The sequence below is a fragment of the Bradyrhizobium sp. LLZ17 genome, from assembly GCF_041200145.1.
GTDB lineage: Bacteria > Pseudomonadota > Alphaproteobacteria > Rhizobiales > Xanthobacteraceae > Bradyrhizobium.
Genome location: NZ_CP165734.1, coordinates 3,374,273 through 3,392,449, shown reverse-complemented (window position 1 = coordinate 3,392,449; position 18,177 = coordinate 3,374,273). Strand labels below are relative to the sequence as shown.

Genomic DNA, 18,177 nt, shown 5'->3' with positions numbered 1-18,177 from the left:
CAGGTAATAATGACAGACGATTTTCCTCGGGATCGACCCCACATCCATCTTCGCGGCAACGGTGTTCGAGAGCCTTATCGGCGACCCAAGCAGAAAATCGAACCGCCCGCGGTGCCTGAACGCGATCGTGCAGGCCATGCAGCGGCGTTGGTCCAGGCTGTTGGACAGGCAATTCAGGCGGCTCGAGCGCAGATCGCCGCTCGCGATCTCAACCTCGCCGTAGGGCTAGCAGGGTCATACTTTGATATCGAATTGCCGGCGCGCGAGCGCATCGCCCTGGATCAATTGGCCGATCGACGACAAAAGATGGAAGTTGTCGCGGTCCATGATCCCATAAGAGAAGGTGAGCCGCTCCGCGCTTCGGTCTTCGTGCCACAACAGGCTGAGAACTACTATCTGCGAAAAGTCGAGGCCTATCGCGACTCCGACACCAAGAAGGGCAGCCCGCGGAATGAGCCGTTGGTGTCGCGGATTGACACTATCCGGCTGGCTACAGCACGTTCGCTCTACACCGACGATGACACGCTCTTTCCGCAGCTACCCAATGAAGAGGTCTGGTGGGAGATCTGGCTGCGCAGGGGGCGTCGGGAAAATTTCGAGCGCATCGCCCAAGCGCTGAATGTCACCCTGCGCGCACATGCGGTCAAATTTCCCGAGCGAGAGGTCATGCTTGCGCTTGCGACCGTAGCAACGCTGGACCGGCTTGTGGCTCACAGCGACGTCGTGGCCGAGTTGCGGCGCGCGAAGGATACACCGTCTTTCTTCATGGGGCTCGGGCGCGCAGAGCAGCGCGATTGGAGCGGTGAACTGCTCCACCGCGTGACACCGCCGCGCAACGATGTCGCTGTCTGTGTTCTCGACAGCGGGGTGCGTCGAACTCACCCCTTGATCGAACCTGCGCTTGCCGCCGAAGACTGTCACACAATCAAGCCCGACTGGGGCAGCGACGACACCCCGGCGTGGCGAGGTCATGGGACGCGAATGGCCGGTGTTGGACTCTACGGCGACCTTGTCCCCGTCCTCGCCGGAAATGATCCAATTGCCTTGTCTTATCGGCTCGAGAGCGTGCGCATTTTGCCGCCCGAGGAGGAGGCGAACGATCCCGAGCTCTATGGTGCGATCACCGGAGAGGCAATTGCTCGAGCCGAAATTCAGGCGCCGACCCGTCGCCGCGCCATTGCAATGGCAGTTACCAGTTCAAATCCTGCGCGCGATCGACCAACTTTGTTTTGAGCAGGAGCAGCGGCGCCTAATCATTCTGTCCGCAGGAAATATCGCCGAGGATTTGACGCCGGCTGACCATCTCACACGCAATGATGTTGAAGGCGTTGAGGATCCGGCACAGGCGTGGAATGCGCTGACGGTTGGTGCTTACACTGAGAAAGTGGATATCATCGATCCTGAGTTCGCCGGCTACGCACCGGTCGCACCGGCGGGCGAGCTATCGCCGCGCAGCAGGACTTCTGTTGTTTGGGACCGGCAATGGCCTGTGAAGCCCGACGTCGTGTTCGAAGGGGGCAACCTCGCGCATGACGGAGTCCTCCCCGGCGAACCGATTGACGATCTGCAAATCCTCACGACTTATTTCCGCCCCGAGCTACGTCACTTCACAACCCTCGGCGACACGAGCGCGGCCACCGCCCATGCCGCCCGGCTGGCGGGACAAATTTTGGTCGCGCGCCCGGGCCTCTGGCCAGAAACGGTCAGGGCTTTGATTGTGCATTCGGCTGACTGGACCCCACAGATGCGCGCTCAGAATCGACGCATGCAACGGTGTAAAGGGGCAATTACAGGCGCTCGTACGTCGCTATGGTTATGGAGTTCCAGATCTTGACCGGGCGCTCCTTTCGACAGTGAACGATTTAACGCTCATCGTCGAAGATGAACTTAATCCGTTTCAGCGAGAGGGGAGTGCGGCTGCCAAGACCCGCGACATGAAACTCCATCGCCTGCCTTGGCCGAAGGAGCAGCTGGCCGCACTTGGGGCCGCGCAGGTAGAGCTACGAGCGACTTTATCCTATTTCATCGAACCCAACCCGGGAGAGCGTGGGTGGACAAGACGAAATCGGTACGCCTCGCACGGTCTTCGCTTCCGCGTGAAATCGGGGACCGAGACGATCGACGAGTTCAGAGCCCGCATTAATCAGGCGGCACGCGACGAGGAGCAGGGAGCGCCTCCAGGTGGAGGCGAGGATTGGCTGCTCGGAACATTTCGCGACAATGGATCCGTGCATTCCGATTTTTGGTCTGGGAGCGCAGCTGACCTCGCCGAGCGTGATGCCATTGGCGTCTTTCCGGTCGGAGGTTGGTGGAAAGAAAAGCCCTATCTGGAGCGATTTGACGGGACTGCCCGCTATGCGCTGATCGTGACAATCAGAGCTCCGGGGGCAAATGTGGACATCTTCACGCCAGTTGAGAATGCGGTCGCTGTCGCCAGCGAGATCGAAGTCTGATCGGAATTCTCCGCAGCAAAAGCTTCCACTCGATACGATCGGACACCTCCGGCAGTCAAGTTGGTCCAAGCCGACCCGCACCTCGGTTCGATTTGCTGTAAGCCAAAAAGAGAGCCTGTTGATGGGCTAATCGCAACGTTTGGGCCGACAACATTCCAGGTGCTCCCCAAACATTGCGTCCACTATGTAGGGGGCTCTCCATTGTCCGCATTGTCCGCGCATGATTTTGTCGTGCTCATCTCCTTCCTCAACATGGTCACCGGACCGCTCGCGACCCGCGGCCATACAAAAGCGACCTCTTCTAGCTCCAGAACTCCTTTATCGCTCTACGATCCGCTCGACGGACAAGGGTCGTGTGTTCAGCCAAAATCTGGTGATCGGAGGCGGTGAGGGTAGCACGATGGCGCAGGTGATTTTCGTGCTGCGGAGCCGAGTGCCCCCGTTGTGCCCTGGCTTTTCTGGGGCACACCTGCAGGGAGCGAATTCTGTAAGTCGCTGATCATGCGCTGCTAATGGTGGGCGCACAAGGGATCGAACCTTGGACCTCTCCCGTGTGAAGGGAACGCTCTCCCGCTGAGCTATGCGCCCGGGACCATCATGCAGGCGGCCGGACTTCGGCCGGCCGGTGCATCGGAGCCCGCGATTTAGAAGTGCGGGCCAAAGCTGTCAAGTTTTCAGGCGCCCTGCGGCCTGAAAACCTTAGCGTTGCCACGCAATTTGCGGGGAAACCGCGTTTCGGGCCTTACGCGCCCTGCTGGCGGGCGCGGGAGGCGTGGGCCTGGAGTGCGCGGATGCGCTCGGCCAGCGTCCCGCCGCCCTCGGGCAGGCTGGGCGCCGCAGCGCCATTGGTCGCAGCGTCGTTGGCCGGGCGCGGCGCCGGCCGTGGCGGCTGGCCGGCCTCGGCTGCAAGCAGGGCCTCGATCGGCGAGTTCGGGCCTTCGAGCTGGATCGCGAGCTTGGCCACCTCGGCTGCGATGTCGTTGATGCGTTCGCGCAACAGCGCGTTCTCCATGCGCTCGGTCGCCCACGAGCTTTCCGCCTGCTGCTGGATCGCGTTGATGTCGCGCTGGAGCTTCGCGCGCTCGTCGCGTGCGCTGCGCAGCTGCTCCTCCAGCGCGGCCTTTTCCGCGCGCAGCGTTTCGACCACGGCCGATGACTTGCCGCCGCTCAGCGCGGCGATCTCGACGCGCAGCTCCTTGATGGTGCGCTCGTTACCGTCATTGACCTGGCGAAGCTGGTTGTTCTCATAGTCGCGCTCGGCGAGCAGCTTGCCCTGCGTGGCGAGGCGGCCTTCGAGATCGGTGACGCGGGCAGACAGCATCTCCGCTTCCTTGACCTGCACGATGAGCTGGCGATCGAGCTCGGTGACGCGCTGGCTCAGATTCTCGACCCGGCCGCGCGCGTCCGAAAGCTCGCGCGAGGCGGTCTCGGATTCGGTGCGCTCCTGCGCCAGCCGCGCCTGCGTCGCGGCAAATTCCTTCTCGGCGTCGCCGACCCGGTTCTTCAGCTCCTCGATCTGCGCGCGCACCACGACCAGCTCGACCTGACGGCTCTCCGCCATCATCGAGCGGTCGGACAGCTCGGAATTGATCTTTGCGAGCTCGCCCTGCTTGTTGCTCAGCGCAATCTCGGCCTCGCGCAAGGCCGCGGTCTTGGTGTTGAATTCCTCCTCGGTGGCGCGGAGCTGCTCCTTCACAGCCTTCTCGCGCGCCTCCAGTGCGAAGATCGTGGCGTTCTTCTCGCCGAGCTCGATCTTCATGCGGTTGATGGCGTCGCTCTTCTTGCCGAGTTCGGCAAGCTGGCTGGTGGTCTTGTTCTTGAGCTGGTCGACGCTCATCTCGAGCCGGCGTGCCGACATGGCGAACTCGGCGCGGAGCTGGTCCTTGTCGGCCTGGATCTCCGCCATCGACAGCGGGGTGGCGGCCTCGAGCCGGCGCGTGGTCAGGCGCACCGCACGATTATGCACCAACGGCACGATCGCAAGCCCGCACAGCATCGAGAGCAGGAAACCGATCGCCAGGTACATGATCGGTTCGACCATGGGCCAGAACTCCCAGAGCTAAGGAAAAATTTACCAACGACATTGCATGCGAGGCCGGCAAAAAGCCAGCCCCGACACGTCGTTAACCTTGATCCGTCGCCGGAAGGGAAAGCGCGGAGGCTAGAACGGGTTCCAGGTCGCGCGCGGAGTGAATTTCAAATAGCCGATATTGGCTCCCAGCCGCAGGCCGAGGCCTGAGCGGATCGGCACCAGCACGATGTTGTTGGACGTCAGCGCCGTCATGCCGAAGCCGCCGATGATATAGGCCGAGCCGTCGATTCCGGCGAAGCGCTGGTAGATCGCGTTGGTGGCAGGCAGATTATAGACCAGCGTCATCGTGCGCGCGCCGTCCCCGCCCCAGTCGAAGCCGAGCGACGGCCCCTGCCAATAGACGCGCAGGTCGCCGGCGTTCTTGGTGTAGAGCGTGCCCTCGCCGTAGCGCAGGCCGGCCACGAAGGCGCCGGAGCCTTCCTCGCCCAGGATATAGCCGTTCGGCAGGCCCCATTGGCTGACCGCCTTCTCGATGATCGAGGCGAGCCCGCGCGAGACGTTGCCGAAGAAGCGGTGGCCGGCGTTCACGAGTTCGTCCGGCCCATAGGTGTTGGGCGTCGGGCTCCGCTGCGGCGGCGGCAGATCGGGCGGCGGGGCCGCCGTCTGGGCGGAGGCCGGCACGATCCAGCCGATCAGCGCGGCAAGCGCGACCGCAGCGAGACGTGATGCGAAAGTCATAAAAGAACCCCTGGTATCGAACTCGGTCGCTTCCCTTAACCTGACGCCAACAGGCACGCTCTAGGTTGCACCGAATGTCCCCTCGACTCGAAATGTTATCCGCAGCAACTATGACGGCAGAACGGCAGGAAGATAGCCCTTTGCGCCCCGGAATTGCCTTGATCGGCCCTCTGGTCTGCCTGCTGGCGGGCATTTGGATCGCCTGCGCCGGGGTGCCCGCACAGGCGGCCACCACCGAGCGGATCGTGGTCAATCGCTTCAGCGGTGTGGCCATCGAAGGTTTCGACCCCGTGGCCTATTTCGTCGATGGCGGCGCCATGCGGGGACGGCCGAGTTCGAGGCGAACCTCTGGGGCGCGGTCTGGCGCTTCCGCAACGAGGGCAACCGGGCTTCTTTCCTTGCCCATCCCGAGGTTTACGGGCCGCAATTCGGCGGCTACGACCCCGCCGATATCGCCCGCGGCGTGGTCACCGCCGGCAATCCGCGCTTCTTCGTGATCGCGGCGCAGCGGCTCTATCTGTTCAGCCGGGAAGATAACCGCGACGCCTTCGCGGCCGATCCGGAACGCTTCCTGTATGAAGTCGGCAAGCGCTGGCCGGCGCTTGAGGACAAGCTCAGTCAGTAGGGCTCTATCGCCTCCGGGTCGCCCCAGGCGATGAACTCCGGAACGATGAAGCCGGTGTCGCGACGCTCGCCAAATCGGAGCTCGCCACCCTGGCCGTCGGTCACCCGGCCTCCGGCTGCCGTCACGACGGCGCAGCCGGCTCCGACGTCCCATTCGCAGGTTGGCCCGAAGCGGGGATAGATGTCGGCGCTGCCCTCCGCGATCCGGCCGAATTTGACGGCCGAGCCGACGGTCCGCCTTACGGCGTGATGGCGGCGATCGATGAACGCCTCGCTCTTGCTGTCGCCGTGCGAGCGGCTCACGGCCGCGATCCAGGGCTCGCCCTGCTTGGGCAGTTTGCGGGTCCGGATCGGTTCGGCGGGGCCGATGGTCGCGCCGTCAAAGCTCACGCGTTCGGCGCCACGGCCGACAATGCCGCGCCAGAGCAGCCCAAGCGCCGGCGCGCTGACGATGCCGAGCAGCGGCACGCCCTGAGTGACGAGAGCGAGATTGACGGTGAACTCGTCGCGGCCGGCGACGAACTCCTTGGTGCCGTCGAGCGGATCGATCAGGAAGAAACTGTCGCGGAACGGCGGCGAGGCGAGCTGGCATCGCTCCTCCGAGAGCGACGGCACGTCGCCCGCGATCCGGGCCAGGCCCTCGGCGATTATGCGGTCGGCGGCGAGGTCGGCCTCGGTCACCGGCGAGCCGTCCTGCTTGCCCTCGACCCGCATCGCCGCCCGGTTGACCGCGAGGATCGCCTCACCAGCCTGCACCACCAGCGCCGTGAGTGGCGCCATCAACCGGGATGCAGCCTCGTCGTCGATGATCCTCACCTGCATGCCTCATTCATCGGCAAATCTCATCTCTCTCGGTTGATTCGCCCCGATCGCTCGCCGGAGCTTTATGGCCGCTTCGAACCTATCGCAAGCTAGCTGCCACGGGCTGGCGAATGTTAGAACCTGCGGCATCCGTCAAGCATGCGTGATTCGCCGCGTCCGCGCCGTGCAATTCCAGGAACCCTTTATGTCTGACGCTCCGTCACCCGCTACCGCTTCTGCTCCCGATATGCTCGAACTCGCCGCACTGCTGTGCTCGCGGGTCTGCCATGATCTCATCAGCCCGGTCGGCGCCATCGTCAATGGGCTCGAGGTGCTCGACGACGATCCCAAGCCCGAGGACCGCGAATTCGCGCTCGATCTCATTCGCAAGAGCGCCAAGACCGCATCGGCCCGCTTGCAGTTCTGCCGTCTCGCCTTCGGCGCAGCCGGCTCCTCAGGCGCGCAGATCGACCTCGGCGACGCGCAGACCATGGCGCGCGGTCAAATCGAGGACGGCAAATGTACGATCACGTGGAATTTGCCGCGGCTGCTGCTGCCGAAGAATCGCGTCAAGCTGCTGCTCAACATGCTGATCGTCTCCCAGCATACGATCCCGCGCGGCGGCACGCTGATAGTTGACCCGATCGGTGAGGGCGAGACTATGAGCTTCCGCATTACCGCGGCAGGCCACAATGCGCGCTTGCCGCAGAACATTGCCGAACTGCTGAGCGGCGAGCGTGGTCCGGCTGCGGACGCACACGCGATCCAACCTTACTACACGCGGCTTCTGGCGCAGGCCTGCGGACTGGCCGTGACGCTCAAGCCTGAAGGCGAAGCCATCATCATTACCGCTTCGTAGACGCGCGGTCCTCAGAGAGTTAATCGATTCTTTACAAGGCGCTTCGGCTTGTCCGGAGCGCCTTATCTCTTTGTTGGTTCCGTTCTTTTGCACATACTCAACCAATATTAAACGCTTTGCGGTGAAGCTGGCCCCATTCTGAAAGGCGCATCACGCGGCGTGCGCGCCCTCCCTGTATGAAGGCCTGTTTTCATGGATGATCTGTTGCGGGAGTTTCTGACGGAGACCAGCGAGAGCCTGGACACGGTGGACAATCAGCTGGTGAAGTTCGAGCAGGAGCCGAACAACGCCAAGATCCTGGATAACATCTTCCGCCTGGTCCACACCATCAAGGGCACCTGCGGCTTCCTCGGGTTGCCGCGTCTGGAAGCGCTGGCGCATGCCGGCGAGACCCTGATGGGCAAGTTCCGCGACGGCATGCCGGTGACCGGGCAGGCGGTCACCGTGATCCTGTCCTCGATCGACCGCATCAAGGAGATTCTGGCCGGGCTGGAGGCGAGCGAAGCCGAGCCCGAGGGCACCGACCGCGATCTGATCGACAAGCTGGAAGCGATGGTCGAGCAGGGCATGGCGGCAATGGCTGCCGGGGCGGTTGCTGCTCCCATTGCGGAGTCTCCCCCGCTGGCGCCCGACGCGCCGGCTGCGGTGGAAGCCGCGCCGACCTCCGGCGTGCTGGCCGACCAGACCCTGGAGCGTCCGCTGCGTCCGGGCGAAGTCTCGCTCGACGAGCTCGAGCGCGCCTTCCGCGAGACCGCGATCGAAGCGCCGATCCCCGTTGCCAAAGCTGAAGTCAAGGCCGAGCCCGCGCCGGCCGCTGAAGCGCCAGTGCCTGTTGCCAAGGACATCGCCAAGGAGACCAAGGCGCCCAAGGAGAAGGTCGCGCCCAAGAAGTCGATCGCCGCCGACGAGGGCGCCAGCGAGGGCGACCGCATCGCCAACCAGTCGATCCGCGTCAATGTGGATACGCTGGAGCATTTGATGACCATGGTCTCGGAGCTGGTGCTGACCCGCAACCAGCTGCTCGAGATCAGCCGGCGCAACGAGGACACCGAGTTCAAGGTGCCGTTGCAGCGGCTGTCCAACGTCACCGCCGAACTGCAGGAAGGCGTCATGAAGACGCGCATGCAGCCGATCGGCAATGCCTGGCAGAAGCTGCCGCGCATCGTGCGCGACCTCTCGAGCGAACTCGGCAAGCAGATCGAGCTGGAGATGCACGGCGCCGACACCGAGCTCGACCGCCAGGTGCTCGACCTGATCAAGGACCCGCTCACCCATATGGTGCGCAACTCCGCCGACCATGGCCTGGAGACCCCCGCCGAGCGGCTCGCGTCCGGCAAGGGCGAGCAGGGCACCATCCGGCTGTCCGCCTATCACGAGGGCGGCCACATCATCATCTGCATCGCCGACAACGGCCGCGGCCTGAACACCGACAGGATCAAGGCCAAGGCGATCTCCTCAGGGTTGGTCACCGAGGCCGAGCTCGAGAAGATGAGCGAAGCCCAGATCCACAAGTTCATCTTCGCGCCGGGCTTCTCGACCGCTGCCGCCATCACCTCGGTGTCGGGGCGCGGCGTCGGCATGGACGTGGTCCGCACCAATATCGACCAGATCGGCGGCACCATCGACATCAAGTCGGTGGCCGGCGAGGGCTCCTCCGTCACCATCAAGATCCCGCTGACCTTGGCGATCGTCTCCGCCCTGATCGTGGAAGCCGCCGGCGATCGTTTTGCCATCCCGCAGCTCTCGGTGGTCGAGCTGGTCCGCGCCCGCGCCAACTCCGAGCACCGCATCGAGCGCATCAAGGACACCGCCGTTCTCAGGCTGCGCAACAAGCTGTTGCCGCTGATCCACCTCAAGAAGCTCCTGAAGATCGACGACGGCGCCGTCTCCGATCCCGAGAACGGCTTCATCGTGGTCACCCAGGTCGGCAGCCAGACCTTCGGCATCGTGGTCGACGGCGTGTTCCACACCGAAGAAATCGTGGTCAAGCCGATGTCGACCAAGCTGCGTCACATCGACATGTTCTCGGGCAATACCATCCTGGGCGACGGCGCGGTCATCATGATCATCGACCCCAACGGCATCGCCAAGGCGCTCGGCGCCGCCGGCTCCTCGGCCCATGACATGAACAGCGAGAACGGGGCTCACAGCATCGGAAGCGGCGAGCAGACCACTTCGCTGCTGGTGTTCCGCGCCGGCTCGTCCCAGCCCAAGGCGGTCCCGCTCGGGCTCGTCACCCGCCTGGAAGAGCTGCCCGCCGACAAGATCGAGTTCTCAAACGGCCGCTACATGGTGCAGTACCGCGAGCAGCTGATGCCGCTGGTCGCGATGGAGAGCGTCACCATTGCAAGCCAAGGCGCCCAGCCGATCCTGGTGTTCTCCGACGACGGCCGCTCCATGGGCCTCGTCGTCGACGAGATCATCGACATTGTCGAGGAACGGCTCAACATCGAGGTCGGCGGCTCCAGCCAGGGCATCCTGGGCTCGGCCGTGATCAAGGGCCAGGCCACCGAGGTGATCGACGTCGGCCACTTCCTGCCGATGGCGTTCGCCGACTGGTTCACCCGCAAGGAGATGAAGCCGTCGCTGCACTCGCAATCGGTGCTGCTGGTCGACGACAGTGCCTTCTTCCGCAACATGCTGGCGCCGGTGCTGAAGGCCGCGGGCTACCGCGTCCGCACCGCGCCGACCGCGCAGGAGGGCCTGGCCGCGCTGCGCGCGCAGACCTTCGACGTGGTGCTGACCGACATCGAGATGCCCGACATGAACGGGTTCGAGTTCGCCGAGACCATCCGCTCCGACAGCAATCTCGGCGCGATGCCGATCATCGGGCTGTCGGCGCTGGTGTCGCCGGCCGCGATCGAGCGCGGCCGACAGGCCGGCTTCCACGACTATGTCGCCAAGTTCGACCGTCCCGGCCTGATCGCGGCGCTGAAGGAGCAGACCGCGGGCGCCGCCGGCGCCTCCGAGCTGAGCCGGGCAGCGGCGTAACCAGCGGGATGGATCAGGAGAGACGCACATGACCAAGAAGACCCAGTCCGGCGAAGGCGCCATGGTCGAATACGTCACCGCGATGATCGGCGGCCAGCTGTTCGGCCTGCCGATCTCCCGGGTCCAGGACGTGTTCATGCCCGAGCGCGTCACCCGCGTGCCGCTGTCCTCGCGCGAGATCGCGGGCGTGCTGAACCTGCGCGGCCGCATCGTCACCGTGGTCGACATGCGCGCCCGGCTCGGCCTGCCCAAGCCCGAGGACGGCAAGGTGCCGATGGCGGTCGGGGTCGATTTGCGCGGCGAATCCTATGGCCTGCTGATCGACCAGATCGGCGAGGTGCTGCGCCTGTCCGAGGACGGCAAGGAAGACAACCCCGTCAACCTCGACCCCCGCATGGCCAAGCTCGCCGGCGGCGTCCACCGCCTCGACGGTCAGCTCATGGTCGTCCTCGACGTCGATCGCGTCCTCGAGCTTGCGCCCGAGATGATGGCGGCCTGATCCGGCGGCATCGCTGCCGGCGGACTTGCAATTGAAGTGCCCCCGGGAAAAGGGGAGGAAGCAGAGGTTCACATGCGCACTTGTCTCGTCGTTGATGATTCCAGCGTCATCCGCAAGGTTGCGCGCCGGATCCTGGAGGGCCTCGACTTTCAGATTCTCGAGGCCGAGGACGGTGAAAAGGCGCTGGAAGCCTGCAAGCGCGGACTGCCCGACGCGGTGCTGCTCGACTGGAACATGCCGATCATGGATGGCTACGAGTTCCTCGGCCATCTCCGCCGCATGCCCGGCGGCGATCAGCCCAAGGTGGTGTTCTGCACCACCGAGAACGATGTCGCGCATATCGCGCGCGCGCTGCACGCCGGCGCCAACGAGTACATCATGAAGCCCTTCGACAAGGACATCGTGACGGCGAAGTTCCAGGAAGTCGGCCTGATCTAGCGACTGCCCCGGAGGCTGGACGGATCCTTCGGCGTTTGTTTTCCACTGAACCGTTTCAGTCTGAGTTGGTGAGTAATGAGTGTTGCGTTCGCAGGTAGTTCGACCACGAGTCCGTCGCGCGAAGCCGGGCCGCTACGCGTGATGATCGTGGACGATTCCGTCGTCATTCGCGGTCTGATCTCGCGCTGGGTCGGCGCCGAGCATGACATGGAGGTCGCCGCCTCGCTGCGCACGGGGCTCGAGGCCGTCAACCAGATCGAGCGCATCAATCCCGATGTCGCCGTGCTCGATATCGAAATGCCCGAGCTCGACGGCATCTTGGCGCTGCCGCAACTGCTGGCAAAGAAGCGCGACCTCGTCATCATCATGGCTTCGACCCTGACCCGCCGCAACGCGGAGATCAGCTTCAAGGCACTGTCGCTGGGCGCCGCCGACTACATTCCGAAGCCGGAGTCGACGCGCGAAGCGTCCGCCGCCGACATCTTCCACCACGACCTTATCCAGAAGATCCGTCATCTCGGCGCGCGTCTGCGCAGGAAGTCAGCGGTCGGAAGCCCGCCACTGGCACCAGCGACCCCGGCGCCGGCCGCGCGCGGACCGGCTGTCGCACGCCCAGCTGCGCCCGTAGCCCCTCCAGCCCTGCATGCCCTGTCGTCGGGGCCGCTCACCACGCGTCCGTTCTCATCCCAGGCACCCAAGGTGCTGTTGATCGGCTCATCGACCGGTGGCCCGCAGGCGCTGATGGCGCTTGTCACCGAACTCGGCCCGGTGATCGACCGCGTCCCGGTGCTGATCACCCAGCACATGCCGCCGACGTTCACCACCATTCTCGCCGAGCATCTGGCGCGTTCGAGCCGCAAGCCGGCGAGTGAGGCGGTCGACGGCGAGCCTGTGAAGCCGGGTCGCATTTACCTCGCGCCCGGTGGCAAGCACATGCGCGTCGTGCGTAACGGCGCCGAGGCTGCAATCGCGCTCGACGACGGCCCCGCTGTCAACTTCTGCAAGCCCGCGGTCGATCCACTCTTCAGCTCCGCCATCGACATCTGGCATGGCGCCATCCTGTCCGTGATCCTGACCGGCATGGGCTCGGACGGCATGCGCGGCGGCAAGGACATCGTCGCGGCCGGCGGCAGCGTCATTGCGCAGGACGAAGCCTCCAGCGTGGTGTGGGGCATGCCGGGCGCCGCCGCCAATGCCGGCATCTGCGCGGCAATCCTGCCGCTCAACCAGATCGGCGCCAAGGTCAATCGCCTGTTTGCGGGAGACCGCTCGTGACGCCCGCGGACTATGAGTATCTGCGCAAGTTTCTGAAAGAACGCTCCGGTCTCGATCTCTCCCCCGACAAGCAGTATCTGGTCGAAAGCCGGCTGCTGCCGCTCGCCCGCAAGGCGAGCCTGCCCGGCATCCCCGATCTCGTTCTCAAGATCAGGAACGGCGACGGCCGGCTCGCGACCGACGTGGTCGAAGCGATGACCACCAACGAGACGTTCTTCTTCCGTGACAAGATCCCGTTCGATCACCTGCGCGACACCATCATGCCGGGCCTGATCCAGGCCCGCGCCGCGCGCAGATCGCTGCGCATCTGGTCGGCGGCGTCGTCGACCGGGCAGGAGGCCTATTCGATCGCGATGTGCCTGAAGGAAATGGGCGCTGCTCTCGCCGGCTGGCGTATCGAGATCGTCGGCACCGACCTCTCGCAGGAGGTGCTGGAGAAATCCAGGGCCGGCGTCTACAGCCAGTTCGAGGTGCAGCGCGGCCTGCCGATCCAGCTTCTGATGAAATACTTCACGCAAATCGGCGACGTCTGGCAGCTGAATGCCGATGTCCGTGCGATGGTGCAGTTCCGCCAGCTCAATCTGTTGCAGGACTTCTCTCATCTCGGGACGTTCGACGTGATCTTCTGCCGCAACGTGTTGATCTATTTCGACCAGGACACCAAGGCCGTGATCTTCGAGCGCATGACAAAGGTCCTCGAGGCGGACGGCACGCTGCTGCTGGGAGCAGCCGAATCCGTCGTCGGCATCACCGACGCCTTCCGTCCGGTGACCGAGCGACGTGGCCTCTACCAGCTCAATCCAGCGCGCTCCGGCCGCCCGATGGGGGATTGATGCCGCAGCCGCTGAAGATTGCCGCCGCGAAGTGAGGTGTTTGCTGACCCTCTCCCCTTGTGGGAGAGGGTGGCTTCGCGAAAGCGAAGCCGCGTGAGGGGTCTCTATCCTCGGAACGGTCTTGCGAGTGGAGAGAACCCCTCATCCGGCGCTTCGCGCCACCTTCTCCCACAAGGGGAGAAGGGAAGAAAAGCATCCCTCACAAAATCGCATGCGGCAAGAACCGCGAACCGTTGCCGGTGATCGGACTCTCATCCTCACGGATCGAGAGGCCGCACGGCTCGTGGTCCACCAGCCAGCTTCCCACGACGGGATAGAAGCCTGAAAATTTCGGCAGCGGCGAGAGCGCCTGGCGCACGAAGCCTTCTGCGCCATAAGGGCCCGCGTGCGCGTCAAGCGGGACGCCAGCTGAGACCAGCGTGACATTGGCGCCTTCGCGCGACAGCAGCGGCTTGCGTACATAGGAGCTGCCAAGCTCGACCGCGCGTGGGTCGTCCTCGAAGAACGCCGGCAGCAGGTTCGGATGGTTCGGACACATCTCCCAGAGCAGCGGCAGGATGCCTTTGTTGGAGAGCACCGCTTTCCACGGCGGCTCGATCCAGCGCGTGGGCGCGTCTGCGAGCTTGGCGCCGAAGGCGTCGTGGAACATCCATTCCCAAGGGTAGAGCTTGAACGCGAGTGCGATGTCGCGATCATCGAGATCGACGAAGCCGCCCGTCCCGTCGCGCCATCCGATCTCCTCGACATCGAGCAGCGTGGTGGTTAGCCCTGCCTGGCGCGCGGTGTCCTCGAGATAGGCGAGCGTGCCGGCGTCTTCCTCGGCGCCCGTGGTGCCGGTGAGATGCAGATGACGGCCAGCGCCAATCGTCTTCCATGCCTCGATCAACCGCTCGTGGATGGAGTTGAACTGGTCGGCGCGCGCGGGGATGATGCGCCGCTCGATCGCCTGCTCCAGCCAGGTCCACTGAAACACCGCGGCCTCGAAGATCGAGGTCGGCGTGTCCGCATTGTATTCGAGCAGCTTGGCGGGCGTCTCGCCGTCGAACTTCAGGTCGAGCCGGCCGTAGAGGCTGCGGTCGTCGCGTTCCCAGCTCTCCGCGATCAAGCCCCAGAATGCTTCCGGAATCTTCAGCCGCCGTAAGTGCCGCTCCTCGCCGATCACCCGTCCGGCAAGCTCAAGGCACATCGCGTCGATCTCGCCGGTCGGCGTCTCGATGCCGCGTTCGATCTCGTCGAGTGTGAAAGCGTAATAGGCGCGTTCGTCCCAATAGCGCTCGCCGTCGAAGGTGTGGAAGGCAAAGCCGCATTGCTCGGCGGTTTGCCGCCAATCGTCGCGTTCGGGACGGACGATGCGTTGCATGTGTCAGCCGCCGCCGTGACCGTGGCCGCCATGACCTTGGCCGGAATGGCCATGGCCGTGCATCTGATGCAGCGTGCCGCCGAAGCCGCCATAGGCCGGCCGGCAATAGGGCCTGCCGTCGATACCGGGCACAGCCTTGAGCCCGGAACCGCACGGGCGCTCGCGCTTCACAAATCCCATCGAGACCGCACTGAGCGCGGCAGTGCCCATCAGGGTGAGCACGACCCTTCGCGAACGTTTCATGCGCTTCCTCCCGCGGGCTTACCTAAGCAGGGCCGCAGAATACGGTGAACCCACAAACCCGCGCCTCAGCTGCCGCCCGAGAACGCATGCGCAAACGAGCCGAAGCCGCCGCGCGTGACGCCGCCAGAGCCTGAATCGGACGAGCCTCCCGACGAGGAATGGCTCGAGGAGTCGCTGCTGAAGAAGCTCGATCGCGACGACGATCCTGAACTGCCGCTGCCCGACCAAGTGCGACTGCCGCAATTGGTGCTCGCCTGTGCCGGCGCCGCCGCGCCCGGCACTGACGCTCCGGGCGAAGGGGGACTGCAACTCTGTCGCGGCATCAGCGTGTAGGCAGTGGTGCCGACCGCGATCGTGCCCATCACCAGCAGCGCGACATGGCCTGAGCGTTTCACCGGCTCTCGCGGTTCCGAGGCTATGACAGCCGGCCGGCGCTTGCCAAATTTCTTGGTGGGAGGCTTCGCGACCATGTCAGTAGATCATGCAGGCAGCGTTCAGGAGGCCCGCGGCGAGCGAGGACAGCCCGAGCCAGATCGCCGGGGCAAGCTCGCCGGCCGCGATCCGCCCCGACAGGTTCGGCACCGGCACCTTGACGAGATAGAACACGGCGACCTGCACGATCAGCGCGACTAAGGCCCAGATCAGGCAGTCCAGCACATTGGCCGCATGCGCGATCGCGCTGAACAGCGGCGCCACGAAGCCGAGCAGGCTGAGACCGAGCGCAATGGCTGCGGCCGGATCGTTCTCGCGGATGAGCTGGAACTCATTATGCGGCGTGATCCGCGTGTAGACGAACAGATACGCTACTATCGCGATCAGGCCGGTGCAGAAATAGACCAGGAAAGCGGGCAGGCCGGCGAGCGATTGCAGGATCATGGGGAGGTCCAATTTCTACCGCGCGAATTCTGGCACGATCGCTTAGTCACCGCACCGGGCAGCTGGGTTCGATCCCCAGAAACGAGGCCGGCTCTCTGCGGGTGCTGGGGCACCGCACAAATTCACCTGCCGTATGAGACATGCTTCACAAATGCGTCTCGAGGTTGTGTGTGATAGTCCGGCCCAATGATGTCGCGGTGGTCCCATTGCTATCGGCCACTGCTAGTTCGAGGAATTCTTCGCAGCTGGAAATCTTGTTGAGTGAGGGCTCAAAATGCCTGTTGCCGAATACGAAGATTTCGAGCTCGAGATCGGCTCCGATCTGCCGGTGGGTGGCGGCCCTCAGCAATATTACGGGCGGGTGGTCAGGTCACCGGCCGGTGAGGCGCCGAAGAGCCAGGTGAAGTTCTGGTTTTCCGCTCCCGGCGAATTGGCCAAGCTGCGGGGCGAACTGGAAAACGCCGTCCTGGAGATCGACGACAAAAATCGGCAGGGCCCGACGACGCGCGGCGAGCAGGTGCTGCGGGATTTCGGGCGCGGGGTGTTTCGCAGCGTCTTCACCGACGTCCCGTCGATCCAGCGGATCTATGAACGCAGCAAGGGCGCGGCCCAGGACCTGAGGATCAAGCTGCGGATCGAGGCGGCCGACCTTGCCGGGCTGCCCTGGGAATATCTCTACGACGAAGACGACATGCCGGGCTTCGTCAGTCTCACGCGCCCCATCGTGCGCTATCTCGAAACGGCGGGCGCCGTCGGCCGGATGGGCGTCAAGGGACCGCTGCGCATCCTCGGCATGATCTCCGATCCTTCGACCAGCGAATGGCCGAAGCTCAATGTCGTCAAGGAGCGCGATCGCATCAACAAGGGCATCGACGCGCTCCAGCACGAAGGCAAGGTCGATTTCCAGTGGGTCCCCGGCGGGACTGGAAAAGACCTGATGAAGAAGCTGCTCGAGGGGGATTGGCACATCTTCCATTTCATCGGGCATGGCGGTGTCGAGGAAGCCTCGCCCGGCGCCGGTGCGACCGGCTTCGTGGTCATGGTCGACGAGGACGGCAAGCCGGTGAAGAAATTCGCCTCCGACCTTGCGATGATGCTGACAGGGGCAAAGCGAAGCCTTCGCCTGATCGTGCTCAATTGCTGCGAGAGCGCGCGTATCAATGTCGGCGATCGCTTCGGCAATCCCGCGATCGGGTTGATGAAGACGGGATGGCTGCCCGCCGTGGTGGCGATGCAGTTTCCCATTACCGACAATGCCGCGATTTCGATGTCGGAAGGATTCTACGCTGCGCTCGCCGGCAACCGTCCGATCGACGATGCCGTCACGCTCGCGCGTAAATTCATCCAGGAGAAGTCCCGCGTCGAATGGGGAATCCCGGTCCTCTACATGCGTTCGTCCGACGGCCGGATCTTCGAGGTCGAGGCGCCGCAGCCGATCCCGCCCGAGGCGGCGCGGCCCTCGAAGGAAATGCTGCGGCAGCGGCGCGACGAATTCATGGAGGCGCTTGCCGCCGGCGCGACCACGATCGAGGCGCTGGAGGATTTGACGCGGCGCGGGCAGGAGCTTCATAGCCTGCTTGCCGATGACAGTGAACTCTCGGTCCGGCTGGCAAAAGTCTATTTCGATCTCGGCACGCTTCAGCACAAGCAGAAGCAAATTCCCAAGGCCGCCGCGAGCTTCGCCTACATGCTGAAGCTTGATCCGGCGAAGCCCGAGTATTTCGTGCGCAGAGCCAATTTCAACGTGACGGTCGGTCTATACGAGAATGCGCTCAACGACATCGCGGAGGCGATCAAGCTCAAGCCGAAGAACGCGGAATTCTACTGGATCAAGGGCATCGTCAGCATGACGGCCGCCGGCACCGACGACAAGGGCGGCTATCTTGAGGAGGCGATCAAGGCCTTCGGCATGGCCATTGCGACGAACGAGAACGAGCCGAAATATCTGGTGTCGCGGGCCAATGCCTATGCCCAGATCAAGGACGTAGTGAAGGCCCAAAACGATATGGACAGCGCGATTGCGCTCGCGCCCGACAACATCGATCTCCTGGTCCAGAAAGCCAAGATGGTCGCCCAGGCTGCCTAATTCGCATGACCGCCGGATGCTGCGGCGTCCGATGCGTCTTCATCAGCGAACCCTGGCAATAGGAGTTCA

Annotated in this window: 13 protein-coding genes, 1 tRNA gene and 3 pseudogenes; 9 read left to right on the top strand and 8 right to left on the bottom strand. The window is 64.1% G+C overall.

The window, feature by feature from the left end; translation table 11 throughout:
- Positions 1–9 precede the first annotated feature (9 nt).
- Positions 10–2,453 (top strand): annotated as a pseudogene (locus tag AB8Z38_RS16655) (S8 family peptidase).
- Positions 2,454–2,966: 513 nt separating this feature from the next.
- Here the strand turns inward: AB8Z38_RS16655 and AB8Z38_RS16650 are convergent.
- The 3 genes from AB8Z38_RS16650 to AB8Z38_RS16640 form a co-directional block, all read right to left on the bottom strand.
- Positions 2,967–3,041 (bottom strand) — tRNA-Val (locus tag AB8Z38_RS16650).
- A gap of 154 nt (positions 3,042–3,195) precedes the next feature.
- Positions 3,196–4,494, bottom strand: coding sequence for a hypothetical protein (locus AB8Z38_RS16645; RefSeq protein WP_369726155.1), 1,299 nt, complete (start codon positions 4,492–4,494; stop codon positions 3,196–3,198).
- 120 nt (positions 4,495–4,614) lie between these two features.
- Positions 4,615–5,223, bottom strand: coding sequence for a DUF1134 domain-containing protein (locus tag AB8Z38_RS16640; RefSeq protein ID WP_369726154.1), 609 nt, complete (start codon positions 5,221–5,223; stop codon positions 4,615–4,617).
- A 140-nt stretch (positions 5,224–5,363) separates the two neighbouring features.
- On the opposite strand from AB8Z38_RS16640, the pseudogene AB8Z38_RS16635 reads away from it, so the two are divergent.
- Positions 5,364–5,848: pseudogene (locus AB8Z38_RS16635) on the top strand (YHS domain-containing (seleno)protein).
- On the opposite strand, the gene AB8Z38_RS16630 reads toward AB8Z38_RS16635, so the two are convergent.
- Positions 5,842–6,669: a 3'(2'),5'-bisphosphate nucleotidase CysQ gene (locus AB8Z38_RS16630; RefSeq protein WP_369726153.1), complete on the bottom strand. Its 828-nt coding sequence runs from the start codon at positions 6,667–6,669 to the stop codon at positions 5,842–5,844. The pseudogene AB8Z38_RS16635 and the gene AB8Z38_RS16630 overlap by 7 nt on opposite strands.
- 184 nt (positions 6,670–6,853) lie before the next feature.
- Between AB8Z38_RS16630 and chpT the strand changes: the two genes are divergently transcribed.
- From chpT to AB8Z38_RS16600, 6 genes and pseudogenes are all read left to right on the top strand, one after another.
- On the top strand, positions 6,854–7,507 hold the full coding sequence (chpT, locus tag AB8Z38_RS16625) for a histidine phosphotransferase ChpT (RefSeq protein ID WP_369726152.1): 654 nt from the start codon (positions 6,854–6,856) through the stop codon (positions 7,505–7,507).
- Between the two features lie 192 nt (positions 7,508–7,699).
- Entirely contained in the window at positions 7,700–10,498 is a 2,799-nt protein-coding gene (locus tag AB8Z38_RS16620; protein WP_369726151.1) for a chemotaxis protein CheW, read from the top strand.
- A gap of 28 nt (positions 10,499–10,526) precedes the next feature.
- Positions 10,527–10,997, top strand: coding sequence for a chemotaxis protein CheW (locus AB8Z38_RS16615; protein ID WP_369726150.1), 471 nt, complete (start codon positions 10,527–10,529; stop codon positions 10,995–10,997).
- A 72-nt stretch (positions 10,998–11,069) separates the two neighbouring features.
- A complete protein-coding gene (locus AB8Z38_RS16610) occupies positions 11,070–11,435 on the top strand; it encodes a PleD family two-component system response regulator (protein WP_008138864.1) in 366 nt (121 codons plus the stop codon).
- 75 nt (positions 11,436–11,510) lie between these two features.
- A complete protein-coding gene (locus AB8Z38_RS16605; RefSeq protein ID WP_369726149.1) occupies positions 11,511–12,710 on the top strand; it encodes a chemotaxis response regulator protein-glutamate methylesterase in 1,200 nt (399 codons plus the stop codon).
- A pseudogene (locus AB8Z38_RS16600) lies at positions 12,707–13,578 on the top strand (protein-glutamate O-methyltransferase CheR). Before AB8Z38_RS16605 ends, AB8Z38_RS16600 begins: the two are co-directional and overlap by 4 nt.
- A 164-nt stretch (positions 13,579–13,742) precedes the next feature.
- Here the strand turns inward: AB8Z38_RS16600 and AB8Z38_RS16595 are convergent.
- The 4 genes from AB8Z38_RS16595 to AB8Z38_RS16580 all read right to left on the bottom strand — a co-directional run bounded on the left by AB8Z38_RS16595 (position 13,743) and on the right by AB8Z38_RS16580 (position 16,022).
- Positions 13,743–14,903, bottom strand: coding sequence for a glutathionylspermidine synthase family protein (locus tag AB8Z38_RS16595; protein ID WP_369726148.1), 1,161 nt, complete (start codon positions 14,901–14,903; stop codon positions 13,743–13,745).
- Positions 14,904–14,906: 3 nt separating this feature from the next.
- A complete protein-coding gene (locus tag AB8Z38_RS16590) occupies positions 14,907–15,146 on the bottom strand; it encodes a hypothetical protein (RefSeq protein ID WP_369726147.1) in 240 nt (79 codons plus the stop codon).
- Positions 15,147–15,211: 65 nt separating this feature from the next.
- A complete protein-coding gene (locus tag AB8Z38_RS16585) occupies positions 15,212–15,616 on the bottom strand; it encodes a hypothetical protein (protein WP_369726146.1) in 405 nt (134 codons plus the stop codon).
- Between the two features lies 1 nt (position 15,617).
- The gene (locus tag AB8Z38_RS16580) at positions 15,618–16,022 is read right to left on the bottom strand and encodes a DUF350 domain-containing protein (RefSeq protein ID WP_369726145.1); all 405 of its coding nucleotides are present in this window, start codon (positions 16,020–16,022) and stop codon (positions 15,618–15,620) included.
- A gap of 274 nt (positions 16,023–16,296) precedes the next feature.
- On the opposite strand from AB8Z38_RS16580, the gene AB8Z38_RS16575 reads away from it, so the two are divergent.
- Positions 16,297–18,108, top strand: a complete 1,812-nt coding sequence (locus AB8Z38_RS16575) for a CHAT domain-containing protein (RefSeq protein ID WP_369726144.1) — start codon at positions 16,297–16,299, stop codon at positions 18,106–18,108.
- Positions 18,109–18,177: the final 69 nt, after the last annotated feature.